This window comes from Burkholderia sp. RS01 (genome assembly GCF_039748055.1).
In the GTDB taxonomy this organism is placed as follows: domain Bacteria; phylum Actinomycetota; class Actinomycetes; order Actinomycetales; family Micrococcaceae; genus Arthrobacter.
Genome location: NZ_JBDLAK010000018.1, coordinates 65,664 through 91,486, shown reverse-complemented (window position 1 = coordinate 91,486; position 25,823 = coordinate 65,664). Strand labels below are relative to the sequence as shown.

At 66.0% G+C, this 25,823-nt stretch carries 26 protein-coding genes and 1 tRNA gene; 19 read left to right on the top strand and 8 right to left on the bottom strand.

The window, feature by feature from the left end:
- The first annotated feature begins 27 nt into the window (after positions 1 to 27).
- From ABFP37_RS16585 to ABFP37_RS16575, 3 genes are all read left to right on the top strand, one after another.
- Entirely contained in the window at positions 28 to 519 is a 492-nt protein-coding gene (locus ABFP37_RS16585; protein WP_144275784.1) for an 8-oxo-dGTP diphosphatase, read from the top strand.
- Positions 520 to 593: 74 nt separating this feature from the next.
- On the top strand, positions 594 to 1,100 hold the full coding sequence (locus ABFP37_RS16580) for a sigma-70 family RNA polymerase sigma factor (protein WP_078029009.1): 507 nt from the start codon (positions 594 to 596) through the stop codon (positions 1,098 to 1,100).
- Positions 1,093 to 2,013 (top strand): hypothetical protein, encoded by a 921-nt coding sequence (locus ABFP37_RS16575; RefSeq protein WP_347034212.1) that lies wholly within the window; start codon positions 1,093 to 1,095, stop codon positions 2,011 to 2,013. The genes ABFP37_RS16580 and ABFP37_RS16575 overlap by 8 nt, the downstream gene beginning before the upstream one ends.
- Positions 2,014 to 2,092: 79 nt before the next feature.
- Here the strand turns inward: ABFP37_RS16575 and ABFP37_RS16570 are convergent, their stop codons facing one another.
- The 4 genes from ABFP37_RS16570 to ABFP37_RS16555 all read right to left on the bottom strand — a co-directional run bounded on the left by ABFP37_RS16570 (position 2,093) and on the right by ABFP37_RS16555 (position 6,386).
- The gene (locus ABFP37_RS16570; RefSeq protein WP_078029007.1) at positions 2,093 to 3,232 is read right to left on the bottom strand and encodes a bifunctional 2-methylcitrate synthase/citrate synthase; all 1,140 of its coding nucleotides are present in this window, start codon (positions 3,230 to 3,232) and stop codon (positions 2,093 to 2,095) included.
- Positions 3,233 to 3,305: 73 nt separating this feature from the next.
- Positions 3,306 to 4,211: a methylisocitrate lyase gene (gene prpB / locus ABFP37_RS16565; RefSeq protein ID WP_078029006.1), complete on the bottom strand. Its 906-nt coding sequence runs from the start codon at positions 4,209 to 4,211 to the stop codon at positions 3,306 to 3,308.
- Positions 4,212 to 5,732 (bottom strand): MmgE/PrpD family protein, encoded by a 1,521-nt coding sequence (locus tag ABFP37_RS16560; RefSeq protein WP_347034211.1) that lies wholly within the window; start codon positions 5,730 to 5,732, stop codon positions 4,212 to 4,214.
- A gap of 12 nt (positions 5,733 to 5,744) precedes the next feature.
- On the bottom strand, positions 5,745 to 6,386 hold the full coding sequence (locus ABFP37_RS16555; RefSeq protein WP_078029004.1) for a GntR family transcriptional regulator: 642 nt from the start codon (positions 6,384 to 6,386) through the stop codon (positions 5,745 to 5,747).
- 173 nt (positions 6,387 to 6,559) lie between these two features.
- Between ABFP37_RS16555 and ABFP37_RS16550 the strand changes: the two genes are divergently transcribed.
- Positions 6,560 to 8,464, top strand: coding sequence for an AMP-binding protein (locus tag ABFP37_RS16550; RefSeq protein ID WP_347034210.1), 1,905 nt, complete (start codon positions 6,560 to 6,562; stop codon positions 8,462 to 8,464).
- Positions 8,465 to 8,476: 12 nt separating this feature from the next.
- Here the strand turns inward: ABFP37_RS16550 and ABFP37_RS16545 are convergent, their stop codons facing one another.
- Both ABFP37_RS16545 and ABFP37_RS16540 read right to left on the bottom strand, forming a co-directional pair.
- On the bottom strand, positions 8,477 to 9,190 hold the full coding sequence (locus ABFP37_RS16545; protein WP_078029002.1) for a response regulator: 714 nt from the start codon (positions 9,188 to 9,190) through the stop codon (positions 8,477 to 8,479).
- The gene (locus tag ABFP37_RS16540; protein WP_347034209.1) at positions 9,187 to 10,848 is read right to left on the bottom strand and encodes an ATP-binding protein; all 1,662 of its coding nucleotides are present in this window, start codon (positions 10,846 to 10,848) and stop codon (positions 9,187 to 9,189) included. Before ABFP37_RS16540 ends, ABFP37_RS16545 begins: the two co-directional genes overlap by 4 nt.
- 139 nt (positions 10,849 to 10,987) lie before the next feature.
- Between ABFP37_RS16540 and ABFP37_RS16535 the strand changes: the two genes are divergently transcribed.
- From ABFP37_RS16535 to ABFP37_RS16490, 10 genes are all read left to right on the top strand, one after another.
- The gene (locus ABFP37_RS16535) at positions 10,988 to 12,325 is read left to right on the top strand and encodes a cation:dicarboxylase symporter family transporter (protein ID WP_078029000.1); all 1,338 of its coding nucleotides are present in this window, start codon (positions 10,988 to 10,990) and stop codon (positions 12,323 to 12,325) included.
- Between the two features lie 324 nt (positions 12,326 to 12,649).
- Positions 12,650 to 13,486 (top strand): AAA family ATPase, encoded by an 837-nt coding sequence (locus ABFP37_RS16530; RefSeq protein WP_251045729.1) that lies wholly within the window; start codon positions 12,650 to 12,652, stop codon positions 13,484 to 13,486.
- A gap of 5 nt (positions 13,487 to 13,491) precedes the next feature.
- Entirely contained in the window at positions 13,492 to 14,370 is an 879-nt protein-coding gene (locus tag ABFP37_RS16525; protein ID WP_347034208.1) for a ScpA family protein, read from the top strand.
- Positions 14,367 to 15,041 (top strand): SMC-Scp complex subunit ScpB, encoded by a 675-nt coding sequence (locus ABFP37_RS16520; protein ID WP_347034207.1) that lies wholly within the window; start codon positions 14,367 to 14,369, stop codon positions 15,039 to 15,041. Before ABFP37_RS16525 ends, ABFP37_RS16520 begins: the two co-directional genes overlap by 4 nt.
- A gap of 107 nt (positions 15,042 to 15,148) precedes the next feature.
- A complete protein-coding gene (locus ABFP37_RS16515) occupies positions 15,149 to 16,360 on the top strand; it encodes a pseudouridine synthase (protein WP_078028997.1) in 1,212 nt (403 codons plus the stop codon).
- A gap of 3 nt (positions 16,361 to 16,363) precedes the next feature.
- Entirely contained in the window at positions 16,364 to 17,473 is a 1,110-nt protein-coding gene (locus ABFP37_RS16510) for a prephenate dehydrogenase (RefSeq protein ID WP_347034206.1), read from the top strand.
- Complete coding sequence (gene cmk, locus ABFP37_RS16505; RefSeq protein WP_078028995.1) at positions 17,474 to 18,187, top strand: (d)CMP kinase; 714 nt, start codon at positions 17,474 to 17,476, stop codon at positions 18,185 to 18,187.
- Positions 18,180 to 18,929 carry a lysophospholipid acyltransferase family protein gene (locus ABFP37_RS16500; RefSeq protein WP_347034205.1) on the top strand — a complete coding sequence of 250 codons (750 nt, stop codon included), beginning with the start codon at positions 18,180 to 18,182 and terminating at the stop codon, positions 18,927 to 18,929. Before cmk ends, ABFP37_RS16500 begins: the two co-directional genes overlap by 8 nt.
- A gap of 10 nt (positions 18,930 to 18,939) precedes the next feature.
- Positions 18,940 to 20,490, top strand: coding sequence for a ribosome biogenesis GTPase Der (gene der / locus ABFP37_RS16495; protein WP_078028993.1), 1,551 nt, complete (start codon positions 18,940 to 18,942; stop codon positions 20,488 to 20,490).
- A gap of 139 nt (positions 20,491 to 20,629) precedes the next feature.
- A tRNA-Pro gene (locus ABFP37_RS16490) sits at positions 20,630 to 20,706 on the top strand.
- Positions 20,707 to 20,790: 84 nt separating this feature from the next.
- Here ABFP37_RS16490 and ABFP37_RS16485 read toward each other — a convergent pair.
- The gene (locus tag ABFP37_RS16485; protein ID WP_078029025.1) at positions 20,791 to 21,663 is read right to left on the bottom strand and encodes a DNA-formamidopyrimidine glycosylase family protein; all 873 of its coding nucleotides are present in this window, start codon (positions 21,661 to 21,663) and stop codon (positions 20,791 to 20,793) included.
- 142 nt (positions 21,664 to 21,805) lie between these two features.
- On the opposite strand from ABFP37_RS16485, the gene gcvH reads away from it, so the two are divergent.
- From gcvH to ABFP37_RS16460, 5 genes are all read left to right on the top strand, one after another.
- Positions 21,806 to 22,192 carry a glycine cleavage system protein GcvH gene (gene gcvH / locus ABFP37_RS16480; protein ID WP_078028992.1) on the top strand — a complete coding sequence of 129 codons (387 nt, stop codon included), beginning with the start codon at positions 21,806 to 21,808 and terminating at the stop codon, positions 22,190 to 22,192.
- Between the two features lie 133 nt (positions 22,193 to 22,325).
- A complete protein-coding gene (locus ABFP37_RS16475) occupies positions 22,326 to 22,802 on the top strand; it encodes an FHA domain-containing protein (RefSeq protein WP_078028991.1) in 477 nt (158 codons plus the stop codon).
- Positions 22,803 to 22,824: 22 nt separating this feature from the next.
- Positions 22,825 to 23,541 (top strand): MerR family transcriptional regulator, encoded by a 717-nt coding sequence (locus ABFP37_RS16470; protein WP_078028990.1) that lies wholly within the window; start codon positions 22,825 to 22,827, stop codon positions 23,539 to 23,541.
- On the top strand, positions 23,541 to 24,044 hold the full coding sequence (locus ABFP37_RS16465; RefSeq protein ID WP_056628245.1) for a bifunctional nuclease family protein: 504 nt from the start codon (positions 23,541 to 23,543) through the stop codon (positions 24,042 to 24,044). Before ABFP37_RS16470 ends, ABFP37_RS16465 begins: the two co-directional genes overlap by 1 nt.
- A gap of 299 nt (positions 24,045 to 24,343) precedes the next feature.
- A complete protein-coding gene (locus ABFP37_RS16460) occupies positions 24,344 to 24,883 on the top strand; it encodes a MerR family transcriptional regulator (protein WP_347034222.1) in 540 nt (179 codons plus the stop codon).
- A gap of 95 nt (positions 24,884 to 24,978) precedes the next feature.
- Here the strand turns inward: ABFP37_RS16460 and ABFP37_RS16455 are convergent, their stop codons facing one another.
- Positions 24,979 to 25,800, bottom strand: coding sequence for a ParA family protein (locus tag ABFP37_RS16455; protein WP_347034204.1), 822 nt, complete (start codon positions 25,798 to 25,800; stop codon positions 24,979 to 24,981).
- Between the last annotated feature and the right edge of the window lie 23 nt (positions 25,801 to 25,823).

Sequence of the window (25,823 nt, the reverse complement as noted above, 5' to 3'; positions counted from 1 at the left end):
AGACATTCCGCGGCTAGGCTGGTCTGCATGACCTCTGTGCCCGTCACCCTGTGCTTCCTCCTCCGGGAGCGCCCTGGTGACGGGACGGAGGTCCTGCTGGGCCTGAAGAAGACCGGATTCGGAACCGGGAAAATCGTCGGCCTGGGCGGGCACGTCGAAGCGGGCGAAACGGACGCCGAGGCCGCCTGCCGTGAGGTACTGGAAGAGGCGGCCATCGTTGTCCTCGAGGAGGACCTGCGCGATGCGGGAACAGTGGAGTTTGTATTCCCCGCCCGGCCGGACTGGAACATGTCCACACGACTATTTACTGCCCGTCGGTGGGCGGGCGACCCCGCGGAGAGTTCCGAGATTATTCCGGAGTGGTTCCTGACCTCCGCCCTTCCCCTGGGCCGCATGTGGCAGGACGCAGAGCACTGGCTGCCGGTGGCGCTCAACGGTGGCGTCGTCGACGCGATCATCACGCTGAACGAGGACAACGAAACAGTGGCGTCCGCCGAATATTCTTACCGGGGCGTGTAACCGCACGCTTCTTCGCGGAAACTAACCGGTTAGCCTGCCAGGTCAGGACTCAACTTCTTACGTTTGGGGGATGCGTGGAATCGGAACGCGAACTGGCGTTCATCGCCGTTCACAGGGACAGCTATCCGCGGGTTTACAGATTTGTGCGGCGGCGCGTGGAATCGACGGAGCTCGCCGAAGAGCTCGCCGCGGACGTGTTCCGCGTTGTGTGGCAGAAATGGGGTGACGCGCCGCGGACCGACATCGCCTGGATGTTCACCGTCGCGCGGAACCTGATCGGAAATGCGTACCGCAGCCGTGACCGGCTCCTGGCGCTCCAGATAAAACTGCGGGCATCCGCTGAGCTCTCCGGCTCGGGGTCCGAGGACCTGGTGGTCCACGACGCGCTGGCCGCCCTCCGCGACAGTGAGCGCGACATCCTCCAAATGGCCTACTGGGACGAGCTGAGCACGGCCGAGATCGCCGGTGTCCTGGGGTGCAGCGAATCCGCCGCAAAGGTCCGCCTGCACCGTGCCAGGGCCGCCTTCCGCAAGCACATGCCTGTGGCCGCCGGGTCGGTCACACAGAAGATGGGTGCATGAGATGGATCCGATCAAAAACCTGATTTCCAGTGCAGACCCGCTCCGCCACGATCCCGCCGCGGAACCCGCCGCTGAGGCTGCCCTGCGCAGAGTGCTCAACGAGGCCCCGATATTCAGCGACAGCCTGCCGGCCAGCATCACAGCACTTCCGGACCGCAGGCTGAGGCGCGCCCGGCTGGCTGGCGTACTGATGCTCGCGGCAGCCGTCACCGCAGGCATCCTCGTGGCCACCAACCTTGGTCCGCTGACCTCCTCGACCTCTCCGGCCGGAATGGTGGCCCCGTCGGAATCGACGGCGGCGACACCCGGACCCACACGCACACGCACGCCATCACCGGCGGCCGCCGCATGGACTTCCTTCACCGACGGCACGGGGCAGGCAACCTTTGAACACCCTGCTGGCTGGACCTTATCTGAAGCTCCCCAGAAGACCGATGTGGGTGCGTTCAACACCGTTGAAGTGAGGAATCCGGCCGGCAAAACCATGGCAACCTTGTCATTGGCCTACGACGGCGCGGGCGGTCCGGCCTGCCCGGAACCCAAGCCGTTCGCCATGCTCGATTCAGTCGTCCTCGACATTCCGCAGAAGGCGTCGAAGCTCAGGGAGTTTCCCCGCGGTCCGTCGGCCTTTGTGTTCAGGGTTATCCAGTCAGACAAGGTGTATGGCTCCATGGCATTAACCGACATCCCCCAGAGTCCCGGCACCGTAACCTGCGGGTTGGACAACATGATCCTCGCCCCGGACGACGTTCCCTTCGTTCATTTTGGCGACGCGTTGTGGCTCGAGGCCAGCGGCCGGGGGGCGGCGCTCACCTTCGATTCGCTTGCCGAAGCGAAGGCCTATATGAAGACGCAGGAGTATCAGGACGTGAAAAAGATGCTGGTCTCACTGGAGCTGCGGCCTGTGAAATAGCATCCCCGACATGACGACGCCGGGCCGGTCACCCGATAAGGTAACCGGCCCGGCGTCGTGCGTTCCGCGGAAGCGGACGCTACGGAACGTGCCGTTCCTCTACGCCGTTGTAGGCGCTCAGCGGACGGATCAGCGAGTTCGAGTCCAGCTGCTCCATGAAGTGCGCGGTCCAGCCCGTGATCCGGCTGGCGACGAACAACGGCGTGAACATGAGCGTGTCGAAGCCCATCAGGTGGTACGTCGGGCCCGCCGGGTAGTCAAGGTTCGGCTTGATTCCCTTGGCCTCATCCATGGCGGTCTCGAGCCCGTTGTACAGTCCCAGCAGTTCCGGGCGGCCGTAATGCGCGATCATCTTGTCCAGGGCGGCCTTCATGGTGGGCACACGGGAGTCACCGTGCTTGTAGACCCGGTGCCCGAAGCCCATCACTTTCTTCTTCTGGGCCAGGGCGTCTTCCATCCAGGTCTTGGCCCTGGTGGCTGCCTCCTCGAGCGATTCCTCGGGACGGATGCCGATCTCGTCGAAGGTGTGCATGACGGCTTCGTTGGCGCCGCCGTGCAGCGGTCCCTTGAGCGCGCCGATGGCACCCGTCACGGCCGAATGGAGATCGGACAACGTGGACATGATGACGCGTCCGGCGAAGGTGGAGGCGTTAAACGAGTGCTCCGCGTACAGGATCATGGAGACGTTGAACGCATCCACCACCTCGGGAACTGATTCCTCCCCGAACGCCATCCACAGGAAATTGGCGGAGTAGCCCAGGTCGTCCCGGGGCTCCACCAGTTCCTGGCCGCGACGGCGGCGCTGGTCATAGGCCACCACCGCGGGCATGGCCGCGAACAGGTCCACGGCCTTGGTCATGTTTGCTTCGCGGGACGAATCCTCCGAGAGCTCGTGGCGGGCCCCCATCACCGACGCCGCGGTCCGGCAGACGTCCATGGGGTGCGCGGTGGTGGGGATGGCGTCAACCACCTGCTTGACCACCGGATCCAGGCGCCGGCCGGCCCGCTCCCTGGCTGTGAAGGCGGCCAGTTCCTCGGCATTGGGGAGTTCGCCGTTCCACAGCAGGAAGGCGACCTCCTCGAAGCTGCACCGTGCCGCCAGTTCCTGGACGGGGTAGCCGCGGTACAGCAGTGAATTCGTGTCGGAATTGACCTTGGAGACGGCGGTGTAGTCCACCACGACGCCGGCGAGGCCCTTCTTGATCTCTTCTTCAGCCATGCTGAACTCCTTCGTTCCTTGCGTCTGTCTGTACACCGGCCGCCCCGGCCGGTGGTCCTGGATGGAATGCGCGTCAGTGCGTTCCGGGGATCCGGAAGTTGAAGACGCCGGTGTCGAAGCGGTTGTAGGCCTCGTAGTCCACGAGGTCATACAGCCGCGCGCGGGTCAGCATGTTCCCTACCTGTGCCTCCTGCGTTCCGTCGGCCTTAATCGATTCCAGCGTACGCTCCGCAGCGCCCATGGCACTACGGAGCAGGGTGACGGGATATATCACCATGTTCACGCCCACGCCCTGCAGCTGCTCCACGGTGAAAAGGTCGCTCTTGCCGAATTCGGTCATGTTGGCCAGGATCGGCACGTCCACTGCGTCCCGAATGGCCTGAAATTCGCCGAGGTCCTTCATGGCCTCCGGGAAAATAGCGTCCGCACCGGCCTCGACCAGGGCTTTGGCCCGCTCCTGCGCCGCTTCCAGCCCGTCCACGGCACGGATGTCTGTGCGGGCCATGATCAGGAAGTTCGGATCCCGGCGTGCGTCGGCCGCGGCCCGGATCCGTTTCGTGGCCGTGTCCAGGTCCACCACGTTCTTGCCGTCCAGGTGGCCGCAGCGCTTCGGGTTGAACTGGTCCTCGATGTGGCAGCCGGCCAGCCCGGCGTTCTCCAGTTCCTGGACGCTCCGGGCAACGTTCATTGGCTCGCCGAAGCCGGTATCGGCATCCACGATGCATGGAAGGTCGGTCATGCGCGCGATCTGCCCGGCGCGGGTGGCCACTTCGGTGAGGGTGGTGAGGCCGATGTCCGGCAGCCCGAGGTCGTTCGCCAGCACGGCGCCGGAAATGTAGACGCCGGCGAAGCCCTTCTCCTCGATCAGCCGGGCCGAGAGCGGATTGAAGGCACCCGGGAACTGCTGGACGGTCCCGGACGCGAGCAGCTCACGGAAGCGGATGCGCTTCTGCTCCGGAGTGGTCTTGGAATACAGCATTTAGAACAGCCCCTTGGGCGCGGCGGCGAAGTCGATGACACCGGGTGCGGCCGTGATGTTCAGCTGGTCAAGCTCGCCGGCGGCCAGCTGCGGAAGCCGGGCAGCGGCGTCGAGGAACCGTTCGATTTCCGCGTCCTCCACCAAACCTGCTGCGAGTGTGCGGAACTTGTCCACGTACTGCTCGCGGGCGAACGGCCGGGCGCCCAGCGGATGGGCGTCCGCCACGGCAATCTCGTCGGTGACGACGGTGCCGTCGGCCAGCGTGATTTCGACGGAACCGCCGAATGCCTTCTCGGAGATGTCCAGGGAGTGGTAGCGGCGGGTCCACTCCGGGTCTTCCACGGTGGTGACCTTGTGCCAGAGTTCCACGGTGTCCGGCCGGCCGGCGCGCTCGGGGGAGTAGGAATCCACGTGGTGCCAGGAGCCGTCCTGCAGGGCCACGGTGAAGATATAGGGGATGGAGTGGTCCAGGGTTTCGCGGCTGGCGGTGGGGCTGTACTTCTGCGGATCGTTTGCGCCGGAGCCGATCACGTAGTGCGTGTGGTGGCTCGTCCTGATCAGCACGGACTTGACGTTGGCCGGGTCGGTGGCCTCCGGGTGTTCCTTGTGGAGTTTCCGGGCCAGGTCGATCCAGGCCTGGGCCTGGTACTCGGCGGAGTGTTCCTTGGTGTAGGTGTCCAGGATGGCCCGCTTGGCCTCGCCGGCCTCGGGGAGCGGAACCATGTAGGAAGCGTCCGGGCCGTCGAGCATCCAGGCGATCACGCCGTCTTCGCCTTCATAGATGGGAACCGGGGAGGTCTGGCCGCGCATGGAGCGGTCCACGGCTTCGACGGCCATTTTGCCGGCAAACGCGGGGGCGTGGGCCTTCCAGGTGGAGATCTCACCCTTGCGCGACTGACGGGTTGCGGTGGTCGTGTGCAGCGCCTGCCCAACTGACTGGAAGATGGTTTCGACGTCGAGCCCCAGCAGCGTGCCGATCCCGGCAGCCGCCGACGGGCCGAGGTGCGCCACGTGGTCAATCTTGTGCTTGTGCAGGCAGATGGCCTTGACCAAGTTGACTTGGATCTCATAGCCGGTGGCGATTCCGCGGATGAGGTCCGCCCCGCTGGAGCCCACGTGCTGTGCCACGGCCGTGATGGGCGGGATGTTGTCGCCGGGGTGGGAGTAGTCAGCTGCCAGGAAGGTGTCGTGGTAGTCCAGTTCGCGGACCGCCACCCCGTTGGCCCATGCTGCCCATTCGGGGGAAACGCGCTCGCCGATGCCGAAGACCTTGGCGCCCTTGCCGTTGGCCGAGGGCCCATGGGTCAGGGCCTGCGCCCGCGCGGCGATGATCGGGGCACGGTTCAGCGAGGCAACGGCGACAGAGGCGTTGTCGATGACGCGGTTGATCACCATGTCGGTGACGTCGTCCGTGACTGCCACGGGATCGGCCGCCACCACCGCGATCTTGTGGGCGAGCTGGTCTTCGCGCGGCAGGTTTTCCTCGCTCTTGTACACGCGGACGTGGTGTTCCTTGACCATGTGGGCTCCTTGCTATTGAGGTGTATGGGTGGCTTTGACGTGGGAAAGGCTGCGGTGCAGGTGCATGGTGGTGGCGGCCTGGGCCAGCCGCGGGTTGCCGGCCGCTATCGCCTCGGCGATGGCGGCGTGTTCGGCAGCGGCGGCTGTCAGCCGCGCGTAGTCGTCGGCGGCGAGCCTGCGGACCCGGACCAGGTGCACCCGCAGGCTCCGCATGGCCTGCGCCAGGTAGGAGTTGGAGATGGCGGCGTCGATCGCCGAATCGAGCCGGCCCACGAGCTCGTAGTACTCGTGACGGGCCGGATCAGTGGTGCTAATAAGTGACGGCGCTTCGAGCAGCTCGCCCTGCAGTTGCAGGAAGATGGCGGCATCGCCTCGTTCGGCTGCCAGTGCGGCAGCCTTTCCTTCGAGCGTTTCGCGGAGCTCGAAGAGTTCGTCGATGTCCTCCAGCGAGATGTCGGTGACGACGACGCCGCGGCCGCCGGCCGTCGTCGTGAGCCCTTCGGCCGTGAGCCTGCTCAAGGCCTCGCGGAGGGGCGTCCGGGAAATACCCAGCCGCTCGGACTGTTCCACTTCGGCAAGGACGGATCCGGGGCGGAGGCGCCATTCGATGATGTCGTCGCGCAGTGCCGCATACGCCCTGTCGCTGGCGCGCATCCCGCCTCCCTTCGTTGGTGATCGCCTTCAGTGTATACAGAAAACCCGATCTGTCCCAGCGATTACGGAAAAATTGCCGGAAATCCTTCCCGTATGTATACACAACCCTTGTCGGCGGACCAGCGCCGGGGATAGCATGGGCCGCAACACAACGCAGTGGACAGGAACTCTTCATGGTCACCAACAGTTACCGCGACGCCTATGGCCGAAGCCTCGCCGAACCCGACCGATTCTGGCTGGAGGCGGCCGCGGGGGTGTCCTGGTCGCGGGCGCCGCAACAGGCGGTGGACAGCACCCGTGCTCCGCTCTACGGCTGGTACCCCGACGGCGTCCTCAACACGTCCTTCAATGCCCTGGACCGGCACGTCCTGGCCGGCCGCGGAGACCAGGACGCACTCATCTATGACTCCGCCATGCTGGGCAGCCAGCGCCGGTACAGCTATGCGGAACTCACCGATCTCGTGGCCAGGTTCGCCGGCGTCCTGAGGGCACAGGGCGTGGGCAAGGGGGACCGGGTGGTGATCTACATGCCCATGATCCCCGAGGCCGCCATCGCCATGCTTGCAACAGCCCGGCTGGGTGCAATCCACTCCGTGGTGTTCGGCGGATTCGCCCCCAAGGAACTGGCTTCCCGCATCAAGGATGCCTCCCCGGTGGCCGTCGTCACCGCGTCCGGCGGAATGGAGCCGTCCCGGCGCGTGGAGTATCTGCCGGCAGTCGCGGAAGCCCTCGCGCTCGCTGGAGCGGAAGGCGCGCGGGTCCTGGTCAAGGAGCGGGACGGCTTCGAGGCCCGCGGCACGGACTTTTCCGGCTGGCTGGACTGGGATGACGAAATGGCCGCGGCCGAACCCGCAGGGCCGGTCGACGTCGCCGCCACGGATCCGCTCTATATCCTGTACACGTCGGGCACCACCGGGAGCCCCAAGGGCGTGGTCCGTGACAACGGCGGGCATGCCGTGGCCCTGAGCTGGACCATGAAAAACATCTACGACGCCGGCCCGGGGGACGTGATGTGGACCGCGTCCGACGTCGGATGGGTGGTGGGCCATTCCTACATCGTGTACGGTCCCCTCATCGCCGGGGCCACCACCGTGCTGTACGAGGGCAAGCCCGTGGGCACGCCGGATGCCGGGGCCTTCTGGCGCGTGATCGGTGACCACAAAGTCAACGTGCTATTCACCGCGCCGACTGCCCTGCGTGCCATCCGCAAGGCGGATCCCGGGGCCGCCCTGCTGGCCGGCTACGACACTTCCAGCCTCAAGACCCTCTTCGTCGCCGGGGAGCGCCTGGACACCGACACCTACCACTGGGCCGCGGCAGCGCTGGGCGTGCCGGTCGTGGACCACTGGTGGCAGACCGAAACTGGCTGGGCCATCTGCGCCAATCCCCGGGGCCTGGACGCCCTGCCCATCAAGCCCGGCTCACCCTCGATGCCGATGCCCGGCTTCAACCTTGGCATCGTGGATGCCGCTGGCGCAGCGGTCGAGGCAGGCGTGGAAGGCAATATTGTGCTGGGGCTTCCGCTGCCGCCGGGGACCCTCACCACGCTATGGGGAAATGATGAGCGGTATGTCTCGTCGTACCTCCGGGCGTTTGAGGGCTGCTACGCCACCGGCGACTCCGGCTACCGGGACGAGGACGGCTACGTCTTCGTGATGGGGCGCACCGACGACGTCATCAACGTGGCCGGTCACCGGCTGTCCACGGGATCGATGGAGCAGGTCATCGGGCAGCACCCGGCGGTGGCGGAGTGCGCGGTCATCGGCGTGGCTGACACCCTGAAAGGCCAGCATGCCAGCGGCTACGTGGTGCTCAAGGCCGGGGCTGACGTGCCGGAGGACGTGCTGGTGCAGGAGCTTATCGCCCTGGTCCGGCGGGACATCGGGGCGGTGGCCGATTTCAAGCACGTTGCGGTGGTTGAGGCACTGCCCAAGACCAGGTCCGGGAAGATCCTTCGGAAGACGATGCGGCAAATTGCCGACGGCGACAACTACGTGGTGCCGTCCACCATAGAGGACCCCGGCGTGCTCGACCGGCTGATCGGAATTCTGCGCCCGGCGGCCGGCGCTGCTGGTTGAGCTTGTCGAAACCTAGGCCCGGGACCAGCGGTATTCATTCTCGGGGCGCCCCGGCGCGCCGTAGCGTGCGGTCCTGGAGACGGTGCCGGCGTCGGCAAGATACTCCAGGTAGCGCCGGGCCGTCACGCGCGACATTCCCAGCGCGGTCATGACCTCGGTGGCGGACACCGCCCCCGGCTGGTTCCGGATGAAGTCGCGGACGGCGTCAAGGGTTGAGGGTGCCAGGCCTTTCGGGAGGGGCAGTTCCGACGGCGCCCTGAGGCTGGCGAATGCCTGGTCGACGTCGCTCTGGGAGGCGCCGGCCTTGGCTGATCCAGCCTCGGCGCTGGCAAGCTGCTCGCGGAACTGGCGGTAGCTGTCCAGCTTGTCCGAGAACGTGGCAAACGTGAACGGCTTGATGAGGTACTGCACCACGCCGATTGACACGGCGCTGCGGACGATCGCGAGCTCCCTGACCGCGGTGATCGCGATGATGTCCGCGAAATGGCCGGAGGAGCGCATCCGGCGCGCGATGTCGAGTCCGTGCAGGTCCGGAAGGTTCATGTCCAGGAGCACCAGCTCCACGGGGGTGCCGGCCGCTGCGAATTCCGTGAGCATCCGCAGGGCAGACTGTCCGTCGGGAGCGGTGCCCGCCAGGGTGAACCCGTCCAGCCTGCCCACGTAGGCGGCATGGGCTGCCGAAGCTATCGGCTCGTCCTCGACGACGAGGACTCGGATGTCTGTCACGCGTGTTCCTCCGGGAGGCTGTGCGGGTCCGGCGCGGGCAGCACGATATGGAATCGTGCACCGCCGGTGCCGCCGGAGTTGGTGATGGTCATCGTACCGGCCAGACGCTGAACGGCCTGCTTCACAAGCGCCAGCCCGAGGCCGCGGCCGAAGGGACCGGCCTCCTTGGTGCTGAAGCCGTACCGGAAGATGTCGTCGACGGCACCTGGTTCAATGCCCTTTCCGGAATCCTGCACGGTGATCTCCAGTCCGCCGTCGTGTGAATTCACCTGCAGCTCCACCCGCCTCGGCGCGGGGGCGTCGGCGGCGGCATCGATGGCGTTGTCCAGCAGGTTGCCGAGGATGGTGACGAGGTCCTGGACGGCGAGGCCTGCCGCGCCCGCTGCGCCGGATGCCTGCACCGCCAGCTCCACCCCGCGTTCGTTGGCCTCGGCGGCCTTGCCCATGACGAGGGCGCTGACCACGGGTTCCTGCACTGAGCTCACCATGTCGTCCGTCAGCTGCTGGCTCAGTTCGAGATCCTGGGTGGCGAAGTCCAGTGCATCCCCCGTGCGCCCCAGCTCCAGGAGCGAAACCATGGTGTGGAGCCGGTTTGCGTGCTCGTGGGTCTGGGCCCGCAGTGCGTTCGAAAGTGTCCGCATCGTCTCAAGCTCGGTTCCCAGGGACTCGATTTCGGTCCGGTCCCGGATCGTCGCCACAGTTCCGAACACGGCTGTGCCGAACGCCGCCGCCGGGCGTCCGGACCGGGAACCCGGGCCCACGGCCGGACCCTGGTTCACCACGAGGACGCCGGAGCCGGTCAAATGGATCTCGTCGTGGGCGGCGCGGCCTGACTCAAACAGGTTTTTCAGGCTGGGAGCCAGCGGGAGGTCGGCCAGGAGAGGCGTGTTCGCCGGATCATCGCCGGAGTCCCGCGGCTCAAGCCCCAGCAGCTCAGCCGCCTGGTCGTTGTACATCACCACGCGCCCCTTGGAGTCGATCAGGATGACGCCTTCGCGCACCGAGTGGAGCACCGATTCGTAGTAGGCAAAGAGCTGGGCCAGCTGTTCGGGTCCCCAGCCACGGGTTACCCCGCGGAGATAACGCCCCAGGAGCCAGGACGTCAGCGATCCGCCCAGGAGGAGGCCTCCCGCGATGACGAGCAACGCCGGAATCCTGCCGGCAACCGCCACATCAATGTTCCGAACGGTCACCCCCGCAGCCACCAGCGCCTTGACCGAGCCGTCAGCGGCCTTGACCGGAGCGATCGTCCGCACGGAGGGCCCCAGGGTTCCGGCCGTGATCTCCGTGAACACGTGCCCGGCGAGGGCATCGGAGATCGAGCCAATGTACGGCTGGCCAATCTCCTCGTGGAGGGGGTGCGTCCACCGTGTCCGGTCCGGGGCCATGATGGTGATGAAGTCGGCGTCGGCATTGTCCATCACCTTGAGCGCGTAAGGCTGGAGCCGGGCGGACGGATCAGGGGAGGCCGCGGCCTGGAGCACCAGCGGGTTATCGGCGATGGAGACCGCCAGGGCAGCCATCCGGCGTCCGGTTTCGTCGTACGTGCGGTCGCGGGCGTCCACGAAGGCGGCCGTCCCCACGACAGCGGTCAATGCCAGCACGAACAGCAGGTTGGCCACGAACAGCCGCCTGGCAATGCTCCAACGGTGGATCACAACACCTCCTATGACCAATATGAACGCAACGGTGAGCCAAGTCACTCAGTGGCGAATGATGGAAATCACAAAGGACGGACGCGAAGAGCCCAGAGACTGTGCCGAAGCGTCTTCCAGATTATCCATAAGGAGACACATCATGGCTTCTCAACGAGGAGAGTCGGCCGCACCGGCCAAGACCGGGCGCAAGGGACTGGACAAGTCCCACTACCTTTACATTGCCGTCATCGCCGCTGTCATCCTGGGCGCACTGGTGGGGCTGCTGTTCCCGGAGGTCGGCAAATCGCTGAAGCCGCTGGGGGACGGGTTCATCAAGCTCATCAAGATGATGATCGCCCCGATCATCTTCTGCACCATCGTTTTGGGCATCGGCTCCATTGCCAAGGCCGCAACGGTCGGCAAGGTGGGCGGTCTTGCCCTCGGCTACTTCGTTGTCATGTCGACGTTCGCGCTGGCCATCGGTCTCGTTGTCGGCAACATCATCCACCCCGGTGAGGGACTGGAGCTTGCTCCCTACGACCCGAACAAGAAGGCCGCAACGGACAGCACCGTGGACTTCCTGCTGGGCATCATCCCGAGTGACGTCCCCGTGCTTCCCACGCTGCTCGCCGCGATCCTCGTTGGCTTCGCCCTCCAGAAAATGGGCCCGCAGGGCGCCCCGGTCCTGAAGGCCATCGGCCTCGGCCAGGCAGTCGTCTTCCGGATCCTGATCATGATCATGTGGCTCGCCCCGGTCGGCGCCTTCGGTGCCATCGCCGCGGTTGTCGGCGCCACGGGCTTCCAGGCCATCGTGAGCATGTTCACCCTCATGGTCGCTTTCTACATCACCTGCGCACTCTTCATCGTCGTCATCCTGGGCGGCCTGCTGCAGGTCGTGGCCGGAGTGAACATCTTCAAGCTCATGAAGTACCTCGCACGTGAGTACCTCCTGATCTTCTCCACCTCGTCCTCCGAGGCCGCGCTGCCCCGACTGATCGCCAAGATGGAACACCTGGGCGTCTCCAAGCCGGTGGTCGGCGTGACCGTGCCCACGGGCTACTCGTTCAACCTGGACGGCACTGCCATTTACCTGACCATGGCATCACTGTTCGTGGCCAACGCGATGGGAACCCCTCTTGACCTGGGGGCCCAGATCTCCCTGCTGATCTTCATGATCATCGCTTCCAAGGGCGCAGCCGGTGTGACCGGTGCAGGCCTTGCCACCCTGGCGGCCGGCCTGCAGGCCCACAGGCCGGAACTCCTCGGCGGCGTCGGCATGATCGTCGGCATCGACCGGTTCATGTCCGAGGCCCGCGCCCTGACCAACTTCACCGGCAACGCCGTGGCCACGGTCCTGATCGGAACCTGGGTCAAGGAGATCGACGGCGAACAGGTCAGCCGCGTCCTGTCCGGCGAAGAGCCCTTCGACGAGCAGACCATGATGGCCCATCACGGAGTGCTCGAAACCCAGGAGAAGGCAATTCCTGCCCACGCCTAGGACTCCCGAGTCCACGGCGCCTCGGCGCCGGCCAACCGCCCGTACAGGCCCAGCCTGTGCGGGCGGTTTGCTTGGGCGGAACACCAACCTTCGACCTCAGGTAAAAGGTCAAGGCTCAAGCGCCATCAAAAGTCAAGTTCCACCGAATGCCGTGTCGGGCGCTGTAGCCTTGGGTGGAAGCAGCATGGGCGCCGGGCAGATAGCGGCCCGGGCATTCAGCGGCAGAGAACAATCACCGTCATCGAAAGTGTGGATAGATACGTGAGCAGCGAACAGGGTTCAGCAACTCTGGAAGGCACGGAACTCGACCTGGAAGACGCCGTGATGGGTCCCACAGGACGTCCCTACCGCGAATTTCCGGAGCCCGCGCCGCTGTCCTCCCATGGACCGGCCCGTGTGATTGCCATGGTCAACCAGAAGGGCGGCGTGGGTAAGACCACGTCCACCATCAACCTCGCGGCCGCGCTGGCGGAATACGGCCGCCGCGTGCTCCTGGTGGACTTCGACCCCCAGGGTGCATTGTCCGCCGGGCTGGGCGTCAACCCCCACGAACTTGATCTCACTGTCTACAACGTCCTCATGGACCGCAAGGTGGACATCCGCGATGCCATCCACCAGACCGGCGTGGAAAACGTTGATCTCCTGCCCGCCAACATCGACCTTTCCGCTGCCGAGGTCCAGCTGGTCAATGAGGTTGCCCGCGAACAGGTGCTGGACCGGGCGCTGAAGAAGGTTGAAGACGATTACGACGTCGTCCTCATCGACTGCCAGCCGTCCCTCGGGCTCCTCACCGTCAACGCCCTGACGGCCGCCCACGGCGTCATCATCCCGCTGATCTGCGAATTCTTCGCGTTGCGGGCGGTGGCCCTCCTGGTCGAGACCATCGACAAAGTCCAGGACCGCCTCAACCCGCGGCTGCAGGTGGACGGCGTGCTCGCCACCATGTACGACGCCCGCACGCTCCACAGCCGCGAGGTCATTACGCGCCTCGTGGAAGCCTTCGGCGACAAAGTCTTCGAGACCGTCATCAAGCGTTCCATCAAGTTCGCCGATGCCACTGTGGCCGCCGAACCCATCACCAGCTACGCCGGCAACCACATCGGCGCCGACGCCTACCGCCGCCTCGCCAAGGAACTCATCTCGCGCGGCGGCGCGCCCTAGCCTGGATGTCGGCTGAGTCGGCAACGCCGCTCGCGCAGCACGGCCAGCAGGCGGACGACGGCGGGACCCCGCCGGAAGTCCGGAAGCCCGGCTTCGAAGTCCGGCTGGCGAACTTCACCGGCCCGTTCGACCTGCTTCTGGGCCTGATCTCCAAGCACCAGCTGGACATCACCGAGGTGGCGTTGGCCACAGTGACCGATGAGTTCATCAAGTACATCCGGAACCTGCAGAAACTGGGGGAGGAGTGGGCCCTTGATGAGGCCAGCGAGTTCCTCGTCATCGCTGCCACCCTGCTGGATCTGAAGGCTGCACGCCTGCTTCCGGCCGGCGAGGTCGAGGACGACGAAGACGTCGCCCTGCTGGAGGCGCGGGACCTGCTCTTTGCGCGGCTGCTGCAGTACAAGGCGTTCAAGCAGGTGGCGGCGCTGCTGGATGCCACGCTCGAGCTGGAGGCTCGGCGGTACCCGAGGCAGGTGGCGCTGGAAGAGCACTTCGCGGCCATGCTGCCGGAGCTCGTCTGGAAGCATACGCCTCAGCAGTTCGCCGCCCTCGCGGAAACTGCCCTGAAACCCAAGACCCCCGCGCCCACCGAAGTGGGGCTGGCGCACCTCCACGGCAGCCCCGTCAGCGTCAAGGAACAGGCTGAGCTGATCGGACTGCGCCTGCAGCAGGGCAGGCCACTGTCGTTCCGCGCCCTGATTGCAGATGCAGAATCCACGCTGGTGGTGGTTGCCCGCTTCCTGGCCCTGCTTGAGCTGTTCCGCGACCAGGTGGTGGCCTTCAACCAGCTTGCGCCGCTGGGTGACCTCACCGTCCGCTGGACGGCGCCCGGCGCGGAGTGGAGCAGCGACCACCTGACCGAAGAATATGAGGAACAGCCGTGAGGAAACCTGTGCAGGAACCGTCGTCGGATGACACGGACAGCGGCGGCACCGATGTCACGGCGCTGCCGGGCGGAGCGCGCGCTGCGCTCGAGGCCGTCCTGATGGTGCTGGACCAGCCGGCATCGGCAACGGACCTCGCCGCGGGACTCAACCTGACCGTGGCGGCCGTGGAGAACCTGCTGCTGGAACTGCAGCGCGAGTATGACGGCTATACTGTTAAAGCCCCGGATATGGAAATTGCCAGTAACGCTGGCTTCACCTCCAGCCCCCGGGGCTTTGAATTGCGGAATGTCGCCGGTGGCTGGCGCATCTACTCCAGGGCTGAATTCGCTGACGTCGTCGGTGCCTTCGTCTTGGAGGGACAGACGGCCAGGCTGACGCAGGCGGCGCTCGAAACGCTCGCCGTCATCGCGTACCGGCAGCCCGTTTCCAGGGCGAGGGTGTCTGCAATTCGCGGGGTCAATGTTGACTCTGTCGTGCGGACGCTGACCCAGCGGGGGCTGATCGAGGACTCCGGAACAGATCCGGAGTCAGGCGCTGTCCTGTACCGTACGACGTCGTATTTCCTTGAACGCATGGGAATCGGCTCGGTGGCTGAGTTGCCTCAGCTTTCACCGCACCTTCCGGGGCTTGAAGGAATTGAAGAGTTCTATGACGCCGGAAGAATGTAGGCAGTTTTGCCTGCGCAACAGTATTCACCAGGGCAGATTTAATCTGCACGGCTGGCTAGTGTTGTCCTAGGACAACCGTTGCCGGTCAACACAACGAAGGACGGGTCATGACACAGGCGGGACGCCAGGGTTCACCACGTAAAAGTTCAGGACGTAAAGGTCCGGAACGAAATTCAGCGGGCAGCGCAGGACGCGGTGCCCCCAGCCCGCGCGGCGGCGGCTTCGGCGCCGGCCAGCGGGACTTCTCCAAGGGCGGCGACCGCCCCTACAAGGCACCCAGGCCGCGGGAGGAGCCTTTCGTCGATCCCGACGAATCGCCCGCCGGCGAGACGGCCGGCCGGCCGGCCGCTGGCGACTGGAAGTCCGGCGCCAAGCCGGCAGTCCGGAAGCCCGGAGCCCGCAAGCCCGGGGCAGGAAAGGCGCCCGGCACCCCCGGCGCGCTCAAGCCCAAGCCGCGGTCCGCTGCGGCCAAGACCTTCGGCACGCGCGCATTCGGCGGCGAACGGTTCGGCCAGAGCCTCGGCGCGGTCCGCAAGCCTTCGCGCAAGCGCGGCCCCAGCGGTCCCGTGCCGCAGTCCGAACTGCACGACGCCGACGGCGTCCGCCTGCAGAAGGTCATGGCGCAGGCGGGAGTGGCTTCGCGGCGCGTCTGCGAAGAGATGATCGCCGAAGGCCGCGTGGAAGTCGACGGCCAGGTAGTCACCGAGCTCGGTGTCCGCGTCGATCCCAAGGCGTCCGTTATCCACGTGGACGGCCTGCGCATCCAGCTCGATGAGTCCCTCGTGTACATGGTCTTCAACAAGCCCAAGGGCGTCGTGTCCACCATGGAGGACCCGGACGGGCGTCCCTGCATCAGCGACTTCGTCCGCAACACCCATGGAGAGCGCCTCTTCCACGTCGGCCGCCTGGACGTCGCCACCGAGGGCCTCCTGCTGCTGACCAACGACGGCGAACTGGCCAACCGCCTGACGCACCCTTCCTACGAGGTTCCCAAGACGTACCTGGTCCAGGTCCGGGGGCCGTTCCCGCAGGGCATCGGCGCGCAGCTGAAGGCCGGCGTTGAACTGGAGGACGGCATCGCCTCGGTGGACTCGTTCCGGCTCGTTGATTCGACTCCCGGGCATGTGCTCATCGAAGTCGTGCTGCACTCGGGCAAGAACCGTATTGTCCGCCGGCTCTTCGACGCCGTCGGATTCCCCGTGCTGCGCCTGGTGCGCGTCAAGGTGGGCCCCATCGGCCTGGGCGACCAGCGCCAGGGGAGCATCCGCAACCTCGGCAAGCAGGAAGTCGGCCACCTGCTGGCGTCCGTGGGGCTGTAAGGCATGTCTGCTTTCCGCACGCACGGCCGCGGGCACCTGAACGGCCCGGTCGCCGTGATCGGCACCGGGCTGCTCGGCGCCAGCATCGGCCTCGGCCTGCGCGGCCGGGGCGTCGCCGTGTACCTCTCTGACCCGTCGCCCACCAACCAGGCCGTCGCCGTGGACATCGGCGCCGGCCTGCCGCTGGACGCACTGGGCCAGGAGCAGCCCGAACTCGTCGTCGTGGCGGCTCCGCCGGACGTGACGGCGGACGTCGTGGAACGTGCACTGGCTGACTTCCCGGAGGCCACCGTCGTGGACATTGCCAGCGTCAAGGCGGCCATCCTGGACGAACTGCGCCGCCGCGGCGTGGACCTGTCGCGGTACGTCGGAACGCACCCCATGGCAGGGCGCGAGAAGTCCGGGCCTGTTGCCGCACGCGGCGAGCTCTTCACGTCCATGCCCTGGGTGGTGTGCGCCGCCGAGGAGTCCTCTCCCGCGGCGCTGCAGGCCGCCCGCGCCCTGGCGGGCGACCTTGGCGCCGTCGTCTCGCAGTTCACCGCGGACGAACACGACGAGGCCGTAGCGCTCGTATCGCACCTGCCCCAGGTCATGTCGTCGCTGCTGGCCAGCCGGCTGCAGGGCACTCCGCTGCCCGCGTTGTCCCTCTCCGGCAACGGGCTGCGGGACGTGACGCGCATCGCCGCCAGTGATCCCACGCTCTGGGTGCAGATTCTTGGGGCCAACGCCGAAAAGGTCGTTGGCATCCTGCACGGAGTCCGCGAGGACCTGAACAGGCTGATCGGCACGCTGGAGGATCCAACGGCCCCGGGCGCCCGCCTGGACCTGGCCCAGCTGATCAGCGAAGGCAACGCCGGGCAGGCACGGATCCCTGGCAAGCACGGGGGGCCGCCGCAGGCGTATTCCTGGCTGACCGTCCTCGTGGACGACAAGCCGGGCCAGATCGCCCGGCTCCTGACGGAGATCGGCGAGATCGGCGTCAACGTGGAGGACCTGCGGCTCGACCACTCATCCGGCCAAAACGTCGGCATGGTGGAACTGTCCGTTCTCCCCAACAGGCACGATCTCCTCATCGAAGCCCTCAATGACCGCGGATGGCGGGTACTGCAGTAAATGACACAGGAACTGATTGATACTTTGCCTGCCCTGCGCCTGGGCCGGCCCCTCGTTGTCGCCATCGACGGGCCGTCCGGATCCGGAAAATCAAGCGTCAGCAAGGAAGTTGCCCGCCGGCTGAACCTCGCCTACCTGGACACCGGCGCCATGTACCGGGCGCTGACCTGGTTCTGCCTCGACCGCGCCATCGACCTCACCGACGCAGCCGCCGTCGAACTTGCGGCTGAAGAACTGCCGCTCGACATCAGCACCACTCCGCATGAAGAGTATGTGCGCGTGGACGGCAAAGACGTCACCGAGGCCATCCGCGAGCCGGCGATCTCCGCCGCGGTCAGCGCCGTGGCCACAACGCTGGGAGCCCGGACCGAACTCATCCGGCGCCAGCGCGCGCTGATCGAAAAGCACCACCGCCGCATGGTGGTGGAAGGCAGGGACATCACCACCGTCGTCGTGCCCGGTGCACAGGTGCGCATGCTCCTGACCGCAAGCGAGGAAGCCCGCCTGCGCCGGCGCGGCATCCAGCTTGGCGGCACCCAAAGCGCGGAGGAGCTTGCCGCCCAGGTGACCCAGCGCGACGCCAGGGATTCAACCGTTGTGAATTTCACGCAGGCCGCTGACGGTGTGGTCACGCTCGATTCGTCGGAGCTCGACTTCGAGGAGACCGTGGCCGCGGCACTGCGGATTGTCACCAAGGTCATCAACCATGAGTGACGCGTCCGGCGCGGCCAACGAGGGTGCTCCGGGCAGCGGCGTGCCTGCGGCCTGGACCATGGGATGGAGCCGGCCCGTGGGCTGGCTGCTGGACCACGTCATCTACCGGACCTCCGTCACGGGCCGCGACAACGTGCCGGCCGACGGCCCGGTGATCTTTGCGGGCAACCACATCAGCTTCCTGGACGGCCCGGTCATGTTCGGCGCATCCCCGCGCCCCATGCACATCCTCGTCAAACAGGAGATGTTCAAGGGCTTCCTGGGGCGCGTGCTGAGGGCCTCCGGCCAGCTTCCGGTGGACCGCTCCGGGGACCGGTCTGCCCTCCAGCTCGGCAAGGAGGTGCTCGACGCCGGCCGTTGCGTCGGGATTCTTCCCGAAGGCACGCGGGGCAGCGGCAAGGCATCCGGAATCAGTAACGGAGTGGCATGGCTCGCCTTGAACTCCGCGGCAGCGGTGGTCCCGGTGGCCATCCTCGGCACGCGGAAGGGCGGCGAACACCTGGACACGGTTCCCAGGCCGGGCCGGAGGCTGCACGTGAGCTTCGCTGAGCCCCTCCGCATTGGCCGAAAACCCAACGAAACCGGGCGTGCTTCAATGGACAGGGCGGGAATGGAAATCCGCGCTGCGCTGGCGAAACATGTCCAGGACACCATTTACCTGAGCGGGCAGCCATTGCCCGACGCGGAATTCCCGCAAGAACGTCCCAACGCAGTAGCCGGGTCGCCGGCAGATCACCACTAAGGAAAGTGCAATGAGCGATACGACTCAAACCTCCGGCCTCTCGGGCGCCGGCGAAGACGAATACACGCCCACCGGCACCGACCAGGTGGCTGAGCATCTCGCAGCCCTGGACGATGACGAGGCCGAGCTCCGCGCGGCCTCTCTCCGGGCCGGGCTGGACGACTACGAACTCGACGACGAAGACGCAGCGCTGCTCAGCGGCCGCTACGACGACGAGGACTTTGAAGGGCCGGTCAAGCTCGATCCCGTGCTGGCCATCATCGGCCGCCCGAACGTGGGCAAGTCCACCCTTGTGAACCGCATCCTCGGCCGCCGCGAGGCCGTCGTGGAGGACACCCCGGGCGTGACCCGCGACCGCGTGATGTACTCCGCCCACTGGAACGGCCGTAACTTCACCGTGGTGGACACCGGCGGCTGGGAGCACGATGCCCGCGGCATCCACGCCCGGGTGGCGGAACAGGCCGAAATGGCCGTGGAGCTGGCTGATGCCGTGCTGTTCGTCGTTGACTCCGCCGTGGGCGCGACTGCCACGGACGAAGGCGTCATGAAGATGCTGCGCAAGAGCAAGAAGCCGGTCATCATGGTCGCCAACAAGGTGGATGACTTTGCGCAGGAAGCCGATTCCGCCACGCTCTGGGGCCTGGGATTCGGCGAGCCGTACCCCGTGTCCGCCCTGCACGGCCGCGGCGTCGCCGACCTTCTGGACCATGTCATGGACACGCTGCCGGAATTCTCCACCATCGAGGGCCTGGAACGTTCCGGCGGCCCCCGGCGTGTGGCCCTGATCGGCCGCCCGAACGTGGGCAAGTCGTCGCTCCTGAACAAGCTCGCCGGTTCCGAGCGTGTCGTCGTGGACAACACTGCGGGCACCACGCGCGACCCGGTGGATGAGTTCATCGAACTCGGCGGCCGTACCTGGCGCTTCGTCGACACCGCCGGCATCCGGCGCCGCCAGCACATGGCCCAGGGCGCCGACTTCTACGCCTCCCTGCGGACCCAGAGCGCGCTCGAAAAGGCGGAGGTCGCCGTCGTGCTCCTCGCCGTGGACGAGGTCCTCAGCGAGCAGGATGTCCGCATCCTCCAGCTCGCCATCGAATCCGGACGCGCCATGGTGCTGGCGTTCAACAAGTGGGACCTGCTGGACGACGAACGCCGGACTTACCTGGAACGCGAAATTGAGCAGGACCTGGCCCACGTGGCCTGGGCGCCGCGGGTCAACATCTCGGCCAAGACCGGCTGGCACAAGGACCGCCTCGTGCCCGCGCTGGACCTTGCCCTCGAAAACTGGGACAAGCGCATCCCCACGGGCCGGCTCAACGCCTTCCTGGGCGAGCTCGTGGCCGCCCACCCGCACCCGGTCCGCGGCGGCAAGCAGCCCAGGATCCTCTTCGGCACGCAGGCCTCCAGCCGGCCGCCGAAGTTCGTCCTGTTCACCACAGGCTTCCTGGACCCCGGATACCGCCGGTTCATCACCCGGCGGCTCCGCGAAACGTTCGGTTTCGAAGGCACGCCCATTGAAGTCAACATGCGTGTCCGCGAAAAACGCGGCAAGAAGCGTTAATTAGGACACACCGTGCCCGTGGCGGCTGAAAATGTCACGGGCACCCTCCGGAATCGTGTAAGCTTTTGGAGGTGGTTCGGCCGGACTGCTTAGGTGAAATTCTTCTGAACTTCACTGAAGCGGAGAACGGCGGAACTGACGGGCTGTAGCGCAGCTTGGTAGCGCACTTGACTGGGGGTCAAGGGGTCGCAGGTTCAAATCCTGTCAGCCCGACCAACTAAACCCCGCCAATCCGGTATCCGGATTGGCGGGGTTTTTTGTTGTCCGGAACCGGCCGCGTAGGCCCTGCCGGAAAGGCGACTATTTGAGGAAGCGGGACGTCCTGCGGTCGGCCAGGATCTTCCCCTTGGTCTGGCACGTCGGGCAGTACTGAAGCGCGGTGTCGGAGAAGGACACTTCACGCACGGTATCGCCGCACACCGGGCACGGCAGGCCGGTGCGGCCGTGGACCCTCATGGCGCCCCGCTTCGTGTCCTTCAGGTCGCCGGGCGCCTTGCCCACTGCCTCCTTCACCGCTGCCCCCAGGACACTGTGGACGGCGTCGTACAGAATCCGCACGCTGTCCCGGTCGAGGGAACTGGCGATGGCAAACGGCGAGATTCTTGCCGCGTGCAGGATTTCGTCGCTGTAGGCGTTCCCGATGCCGGCCATGACGCCCTGGCTCCGTAGCACGCCCTTGATCTGCTGCGAATGTGACGCGAGAATATCGGCGAACTCCCCGGGGCCGAATCCGGGGTCCAGCGGATCCGGTCCCAGCCCGGCAACGCCCGGGACATCACGGGGATCACGCACCACATAGACCGCCAGGCTCTTCTTGGTCCCGGCTTCAGTCAGGTCGATGCCGACATGCTGGCCGTCCGCTCCGGCGAACCCGACCCGGGCGGCGATGGGGCCCTTTCCCGGACGGAGGGGAGCGGCCGAGGGAGATTCCGTGTACCGGACCCACCCCGCCCTGGCGAGGTGAAACACGAGGTGCAGGCCGTCGGCGTCGATGCTGATGAATTTTCCGAAGCGTTCCACGCCGGTGACGGTGCGGCCCACCAGGGCCGTGTAGGGCGGGTCCGCTGTCTTGAGCACGGCCACGGACAGCACCTGGAGCTTCTCCAGCACGGCGCCCCGCAGACGCCCGTTCAGGAAAGACGTCAGACCGGCCACTTCCGGTAGTTCTGGCATGCACCCACTTTGCCACAGCCGGACGCCGGAGTGGGCGTTAGGGCCGCGTCCGGCGGCTTCGGAGATGTGCATATACTTTCAGCGGTGGCTTGTTCCCTACGCCTCCGTTGACATTGGTGACAAACCCGATGAAAGGCCCCTGATGAGCAACATTCCCTCTGATCTGTCCTACACCGCCGAACACGAATGGGTGTCCGCTCCGAATGCCGACGGTGTTGTCCGCGTGGGGATCACCGACTTCGCCCAGGACGCGCTCGGGGACGTCGTTTACGCCCAGATGCCGGAAGTCGGCACCACTGTTAAGGCAAACGACGTCATCGGTGAGGTTGAGTCCACCAAGAGCGTCAGCGACATTTACGCCCCGGTCTCGGGCGAAATTGTCGCCCGGAATGAATCGCTGGACACCGATTCGGCCCTGATCAACTCCGATCCCTACGGCGACGGCTGGCTCATCGAGGTCAAGCTCGCCGAAGCCGACGCGGTGGACTCCCTGCTCAGTGCATCGGAGTACGAACAGCAGGTAGGCTAAAGCTAACCGGTCCCGCTGACCGGCTATTGGAGTCCAATGGCCGGCCAGCAGGCGGTACACCGGATTTGCCAGGCATTTCCGGACGGTATGCGTTGATTGCAGGGGGACATCTGCAACGAAGGAGGAGGAATCCATGGTTGGCGGCGAACAGAACCACACCAACAGCGATTACGGCACGGGCGTGGGCAGGGCTTCGGAGACAACCTCGATCAACCTCACTCCCGTCCATGATGAGCCCACGATCGTGCCTAAGCTTTCCCCGGAGGAACGCTCCGCGGTCGAGGCGCTGCCCTCCGGCTCCGCGCTGCTCGTGGCCCACAGCGGGCCCAACTCGGGTGCCCGATTCCTGCTTGACTCCGACGTCACCACGGCCGGGCGGCACCCGGACGCCGACATCTTCCTCGACGACGTGACGGTGTCCCGCCGCCATGTCGAGTTCCGGCGCACGTCCCGGAGCTTCGAGGTGGTGGACACCGGCAGCCTGAACGGCACATACGTCAACCACGACCGCGTGGACAGCGTGGAGCTGAAGTCCGGAAACGAAGTCCAGATCGGCAAATTCCGACTCACCTTCTACCTGAGCCCTGCCCGCGCAGCAGGACGCGTCTGATTCGGAGCGGCTGCCTGTGGCAATGGCACAACCGGAGCGCCGGGGACCCCAGGTCCTGAACATCGGGGAAGTGCTCGCTCAGTTGAGCGACGACTTTCCAAGCATGACGGCGTCGAAAATCAGGTTCCTTGAGGAAAAAGGGCTCATTAATCCGCGGCGCACGCCCGCGGGATACCGGCAGTATTCGGACAGCGACGTCGAGCGCCTCCGCTTCGTCCTGTCCCTCCAGCGCGACCAGTACCTGCCGCTGAAGGTGATCAAGGACTACCTTGACGCGATAGACCGCGGGGAACGCCCCGAAAACCTCCCGCCCGGCGTGACGGTGTCCCCGCGGATCGTCTCGGATGAACTCGCCGCCGAGCTGCAGAATAAAGCCCGCAAGCTGAGCGAGGAACAGCTGCGCGCGGAGTCAGGCGCCAGCGTTCCGCTCCTGCAGTCCCTGCTGAGCTTCGGCCTGATCGGCCACACCAACGGCAAGTTCGACGAACACGCCCTGCAGGTGGCCCGTGCATGCGTCCAACTCGAGGGACACGGCCTGGAGCCCCGGCACCTGCGTCCCTTCCAGGCCGCGGCTGAGCGGGAATTCGGCCTGGTGGAACGCGCCGTGGCCACGCTGACGTCGCGCAAGGACGCGGCATCGCAGGCACGGGCCGCTGAGGCGGCCCGCGAAATCAGCGACCTCTGCCTGACACTGCACAGAGCGCTGGTCCAGGACCGTATTTCGCGGATGGAAATCTGATGATCGAAGTAGAGATTGTGGGCGTACGGATCGAGTTGCCCTCCAACCAGCCGCTGGTTCTGCTTCGGGAGATCCACGGTGAACGGCACGTACCGATCTGGATCGGTACGCCGGAAGCAAGCGCGATCGCCTTGGCACAACAAGGTGTCGTGCCGCCGCGGCCCATGACCCACGACCTCCTTGTCGACGTCGTGGAAACCCTGGGGCATGCCGTGGTCAGCGTGAACATCGTGGCAGTGGAAGACAACATCTTCTACGGCCAGCTCCAGTTCGACAACGGCGCCACGGTCAGTTCCCGGGCCTCGGACGCCCTGGCCATCGCCCTGCGGGCAAAATGCCGCATCTGGTGCGCCGACTCCGTGATGGACGAGGCCGGCGTGAGGATCACCGAACACGACGACGGCGAGGACACCGAGCCCGGCCCCACTGTGGACGAAGAGCGTGAGCTGCGCAGGTTCCGGGAGTTCCTGGATGACGTGGAGCCAGAGGACTTCGACGGCTGAAGGTCACGTTAAGGTTAAAGTTAAGGGTGAAAGTTTCGACACGCCCCAACAATGACCCGAACGTCTTTGACCTTGGGCCGTGGCGGGCCTAACGTCGAAGGTACCAAGTTCCCATTGCATACAACAGCCGCGCAAGTCACACTGGAAAGTGCTACTCCGGCCAAATTACATGCGTGATCTTCATGCCTGTAGAAGCTGTTGCGGCAAGTTCCCCCGGGGAACTCATGACAAGGAGGATCCACGTGAGTCCGAAAGGCGAAGCAGGCGAGCTGAAGCAGCCCTCCACGGCCGGCGTAGCTGTGCCCGCGAGCGGCGCTCAGGGCCTTCTCTTCACTGAGGACCTCCCCGTCCTTGACGAGGACGCGGGCTACCGTGGCCCCACGGCCTGCAAGGCGGCAGGCATCACCTACCGGCAGCTTGACTACTGGGCCCGCACCGGACTGGTCGAACCCGCCGTGCGCGGCGCCGCCGGCTCGGGTTCGCAGCGGCTCTACGGCTTCCGAGACATCCTCGTGCTGAAGGTGGTCAAGCGGCTCCTGGACACCGGCGTCTCACTTCAGCAGATCCGCTCCGCGGTGGAACACCTGCGCGAGCGCGGGGTGGAGGACCTGGCCCAGATCACTCTCATGAGCGACGGCGCGAGCGTCTACGAATGCACCTCCGCAGACGAGGTCATCGACCTCGTCCAGGGCGGTCAGGGCGTCTTTGGCATTGCCGTGGGCCGCGTGTGGCGCGAAGTGGAAGGCAGCCTGGCGTCCCTGCCCAGTGAGCACGCAGTCGAGCAGACGTTTCCCGACGACGAACTGAGCAAGCGCCGTGCAGCCCGGAAGATCGGCTAAGCGCCGTCCATCGCATACAACGAAGGCCGCCTCCCTGATGGGGAAGCGGCCTTCATTTGTTGTCAGCGGAAGCTGGTGGGCAGTGAAGGAGCCCCTTAACGGTGGCTGCGGCTCCTGCTGACCTTGGTCAGTGACATCAGGTTGCCGAGCAACGTGTCGTAGAGGCCTGCCGCGGACTTGGCGGATTCGCCGGGCCAATGGTGCACGGAGTGTGCGGCCCCCTGGATCTGCTGCCAGTTGGCCTGTTCCGGGATGTGCGGCGTCAGTAGGAGCTCGCCGAACATGGACTTCATTTCGGCGAGCCGGAACGCATGCTCCGAGGATCCGGTCCGGACGCGGTTGGCCACGATGCCCGCCGGGGAAAGATTGGGGGCGAACTCCTGCCGGAACAGCTGGATGGCGCGCATGGTCCGCTCCGTGCCGGCCACCGAGAACAGTCCCGGTTCGGCCACCAGGGCCACCTTGTTGCTGGCCGACCACGCCATGCGCGTCAGCCCGTTCAGCGACGGCGGGCAGTCCACCAGGACGAGCTCATACTTGTCCGCGCCGGCCAGGACCGCGGAAAGCCTGCGCAGGTCCCTTTTGCCGAGATCGGGGCGGTCGTAGATTCCGGTGTAGGCAGACCCGACGGCCACGTCCAGCACGGCCGGGCCGGAGCCGTTGCTTTCCGCGCGCCCGATCCAGCCGCTGGGGACCACATTCTCAGGAAGCCGGGCCTTGCGCGGGTTCCGGAGCATCCTTCCGATGTCCAGCTTGTCGTTGGGCTGCACTCCCAGGGCAGTGCTGGCGTCGGCATGCGGATCGAGGTCCACCACGAGCGTGGGAATGCCTGCGGCCAGCGCCGCAGACGCCAATCCGGTTGTGACCGATGTCTTGCCGACACCGCCTTTGAGGCTGCTGATGCTGACTACTTGCACTTGAAAAACCAATACCTAACGCC

Coding starts and splice junctions, on each gene's coding strand:
- ABFP37_RS16585 (WP_144275784.1), top strand. CDS start 28: ATGACCTCTGTGCCCGTCACCCTGTGCTTCCTCCTCCGGGAGCGCCCT.
- ABFP37_RS16570 (WP_078029007.1), bottom strand. CDS start 3,232: ATGGCTGAAGAAGAGATCAAGAAGGGCCTCGCCGGCGTCGTGGTGGAC.
- prpB (WP_078029006.1), bottom strand. CDS start 4,211: ATGCTGTATTCCAAGACCACTCCGGAGCAGAAGCGCATCCGCTTCCGT.
- ABFP37_RS16560 (WP_347034211.1), bottom strand. CDS start 5,732: ATGGTCAAGGAACACCACGTCCGCGTGTACAAGAGCGAGGAAAACCTG.
- ABFP37_RS16555 (WP_078029004.1), bottom strand. CDS start 6,386: ATGCGCGCCAGCGACAGGGCGTATGCGGCACTGCGCGACGACATCATC.
- ABFP37_RS16550 (WP_347034210.1), top strand. CDS start 6,560: ATGGTCACCAACAGTTACCGCGACGCCTATGGCCGAAGCCTCGCCGAA.
- ABFP37_RS16535 (WP_078029000.1), top strand. CDS start 10,988: ATGGCTTCTCAACGAGGAGAGTCGGCCGCACCGGCCAAGACCGGGCGC.
- ABFP37_RS16530 (WP_251045729.1), top strand. CDS start 12,650: ATGGGTCCCACAGGACGTCCCTACCGCGAATTTCCGGAGCCCGCGCCG.
- ABFP37_RS16525 (WP_347034208.1), top strand. CDS start 13,492: ATGTCGGCTGAGTCGGCAACGCCGCTCGCGCAGCACGGCCAGCAGGCG.
- ABFP37_RS16515 (WP_078028997.1), top strand. CDS start 15,149: ATGACACAGGCGGGACGCCAGGGTTCACCACGTAAAAGTTCAGGACGT.
- ABFP37_RS16510 (WP_347034206.1), top strand. CDS start 16,364: ATGTCTGCTTTCCGCACGCACGGCCGCGGGCACCTGAACGGCCCGGTC.
- cmk (WP_078028995.1), top strand. CDS start 17,474: ATGACACAGGAACTGATTGATACTTTGCCTGCCCTGCGCCTGGGCCGG.
- ABFP37_RS16500 (WP_347034205.1), top strand. CDS start 18,180: ATGAGTGACGCGTCCGGCGCGGCCAACGAGGGTGCTCCGGGCAGCGGC.
- der (WP_078028993.1), top strand. CDS start 18,940: ATGAGCGATACGACTCAAACCTCCGGCCTCTCGGGCGCCGGCGAAGAC.
- ABFP37_RS16485 (WP_078029025.1), bottom strand. CDS start 21,663: ATGCCAGAACTACCGGAAGTGGCCGGTCTGACGTCTTTCCTGAACGGG.
- gcvH (WP_078028992.1), top strand. CDS start 21,806: ATGAGCAACATTCCCTCTGATCTGTCCTACACCGCCGAACACGAATGG.
- ABFP37_RS16475 (WP_078028991.1), top strand. CDS start 22,326: ATGGTTGGCGGCGAACAGAACCACACCAACAGCGATTACGGCACGGGC.
- ABFP37_RS16470 (WP_078028990.1), top strand. CDS start 22,825: ATGGCACAACCGGAGCGCCGGGGACCCCAGGTCCTGAACATCGGGGAA.
- ABFP37_RS16465 (WP_056628245.1), top strand. CDS start 23,541: ATGATCGAAGTAGAGATTGTGGGCGTACGGATCGAGTTGCCCTCCAAC.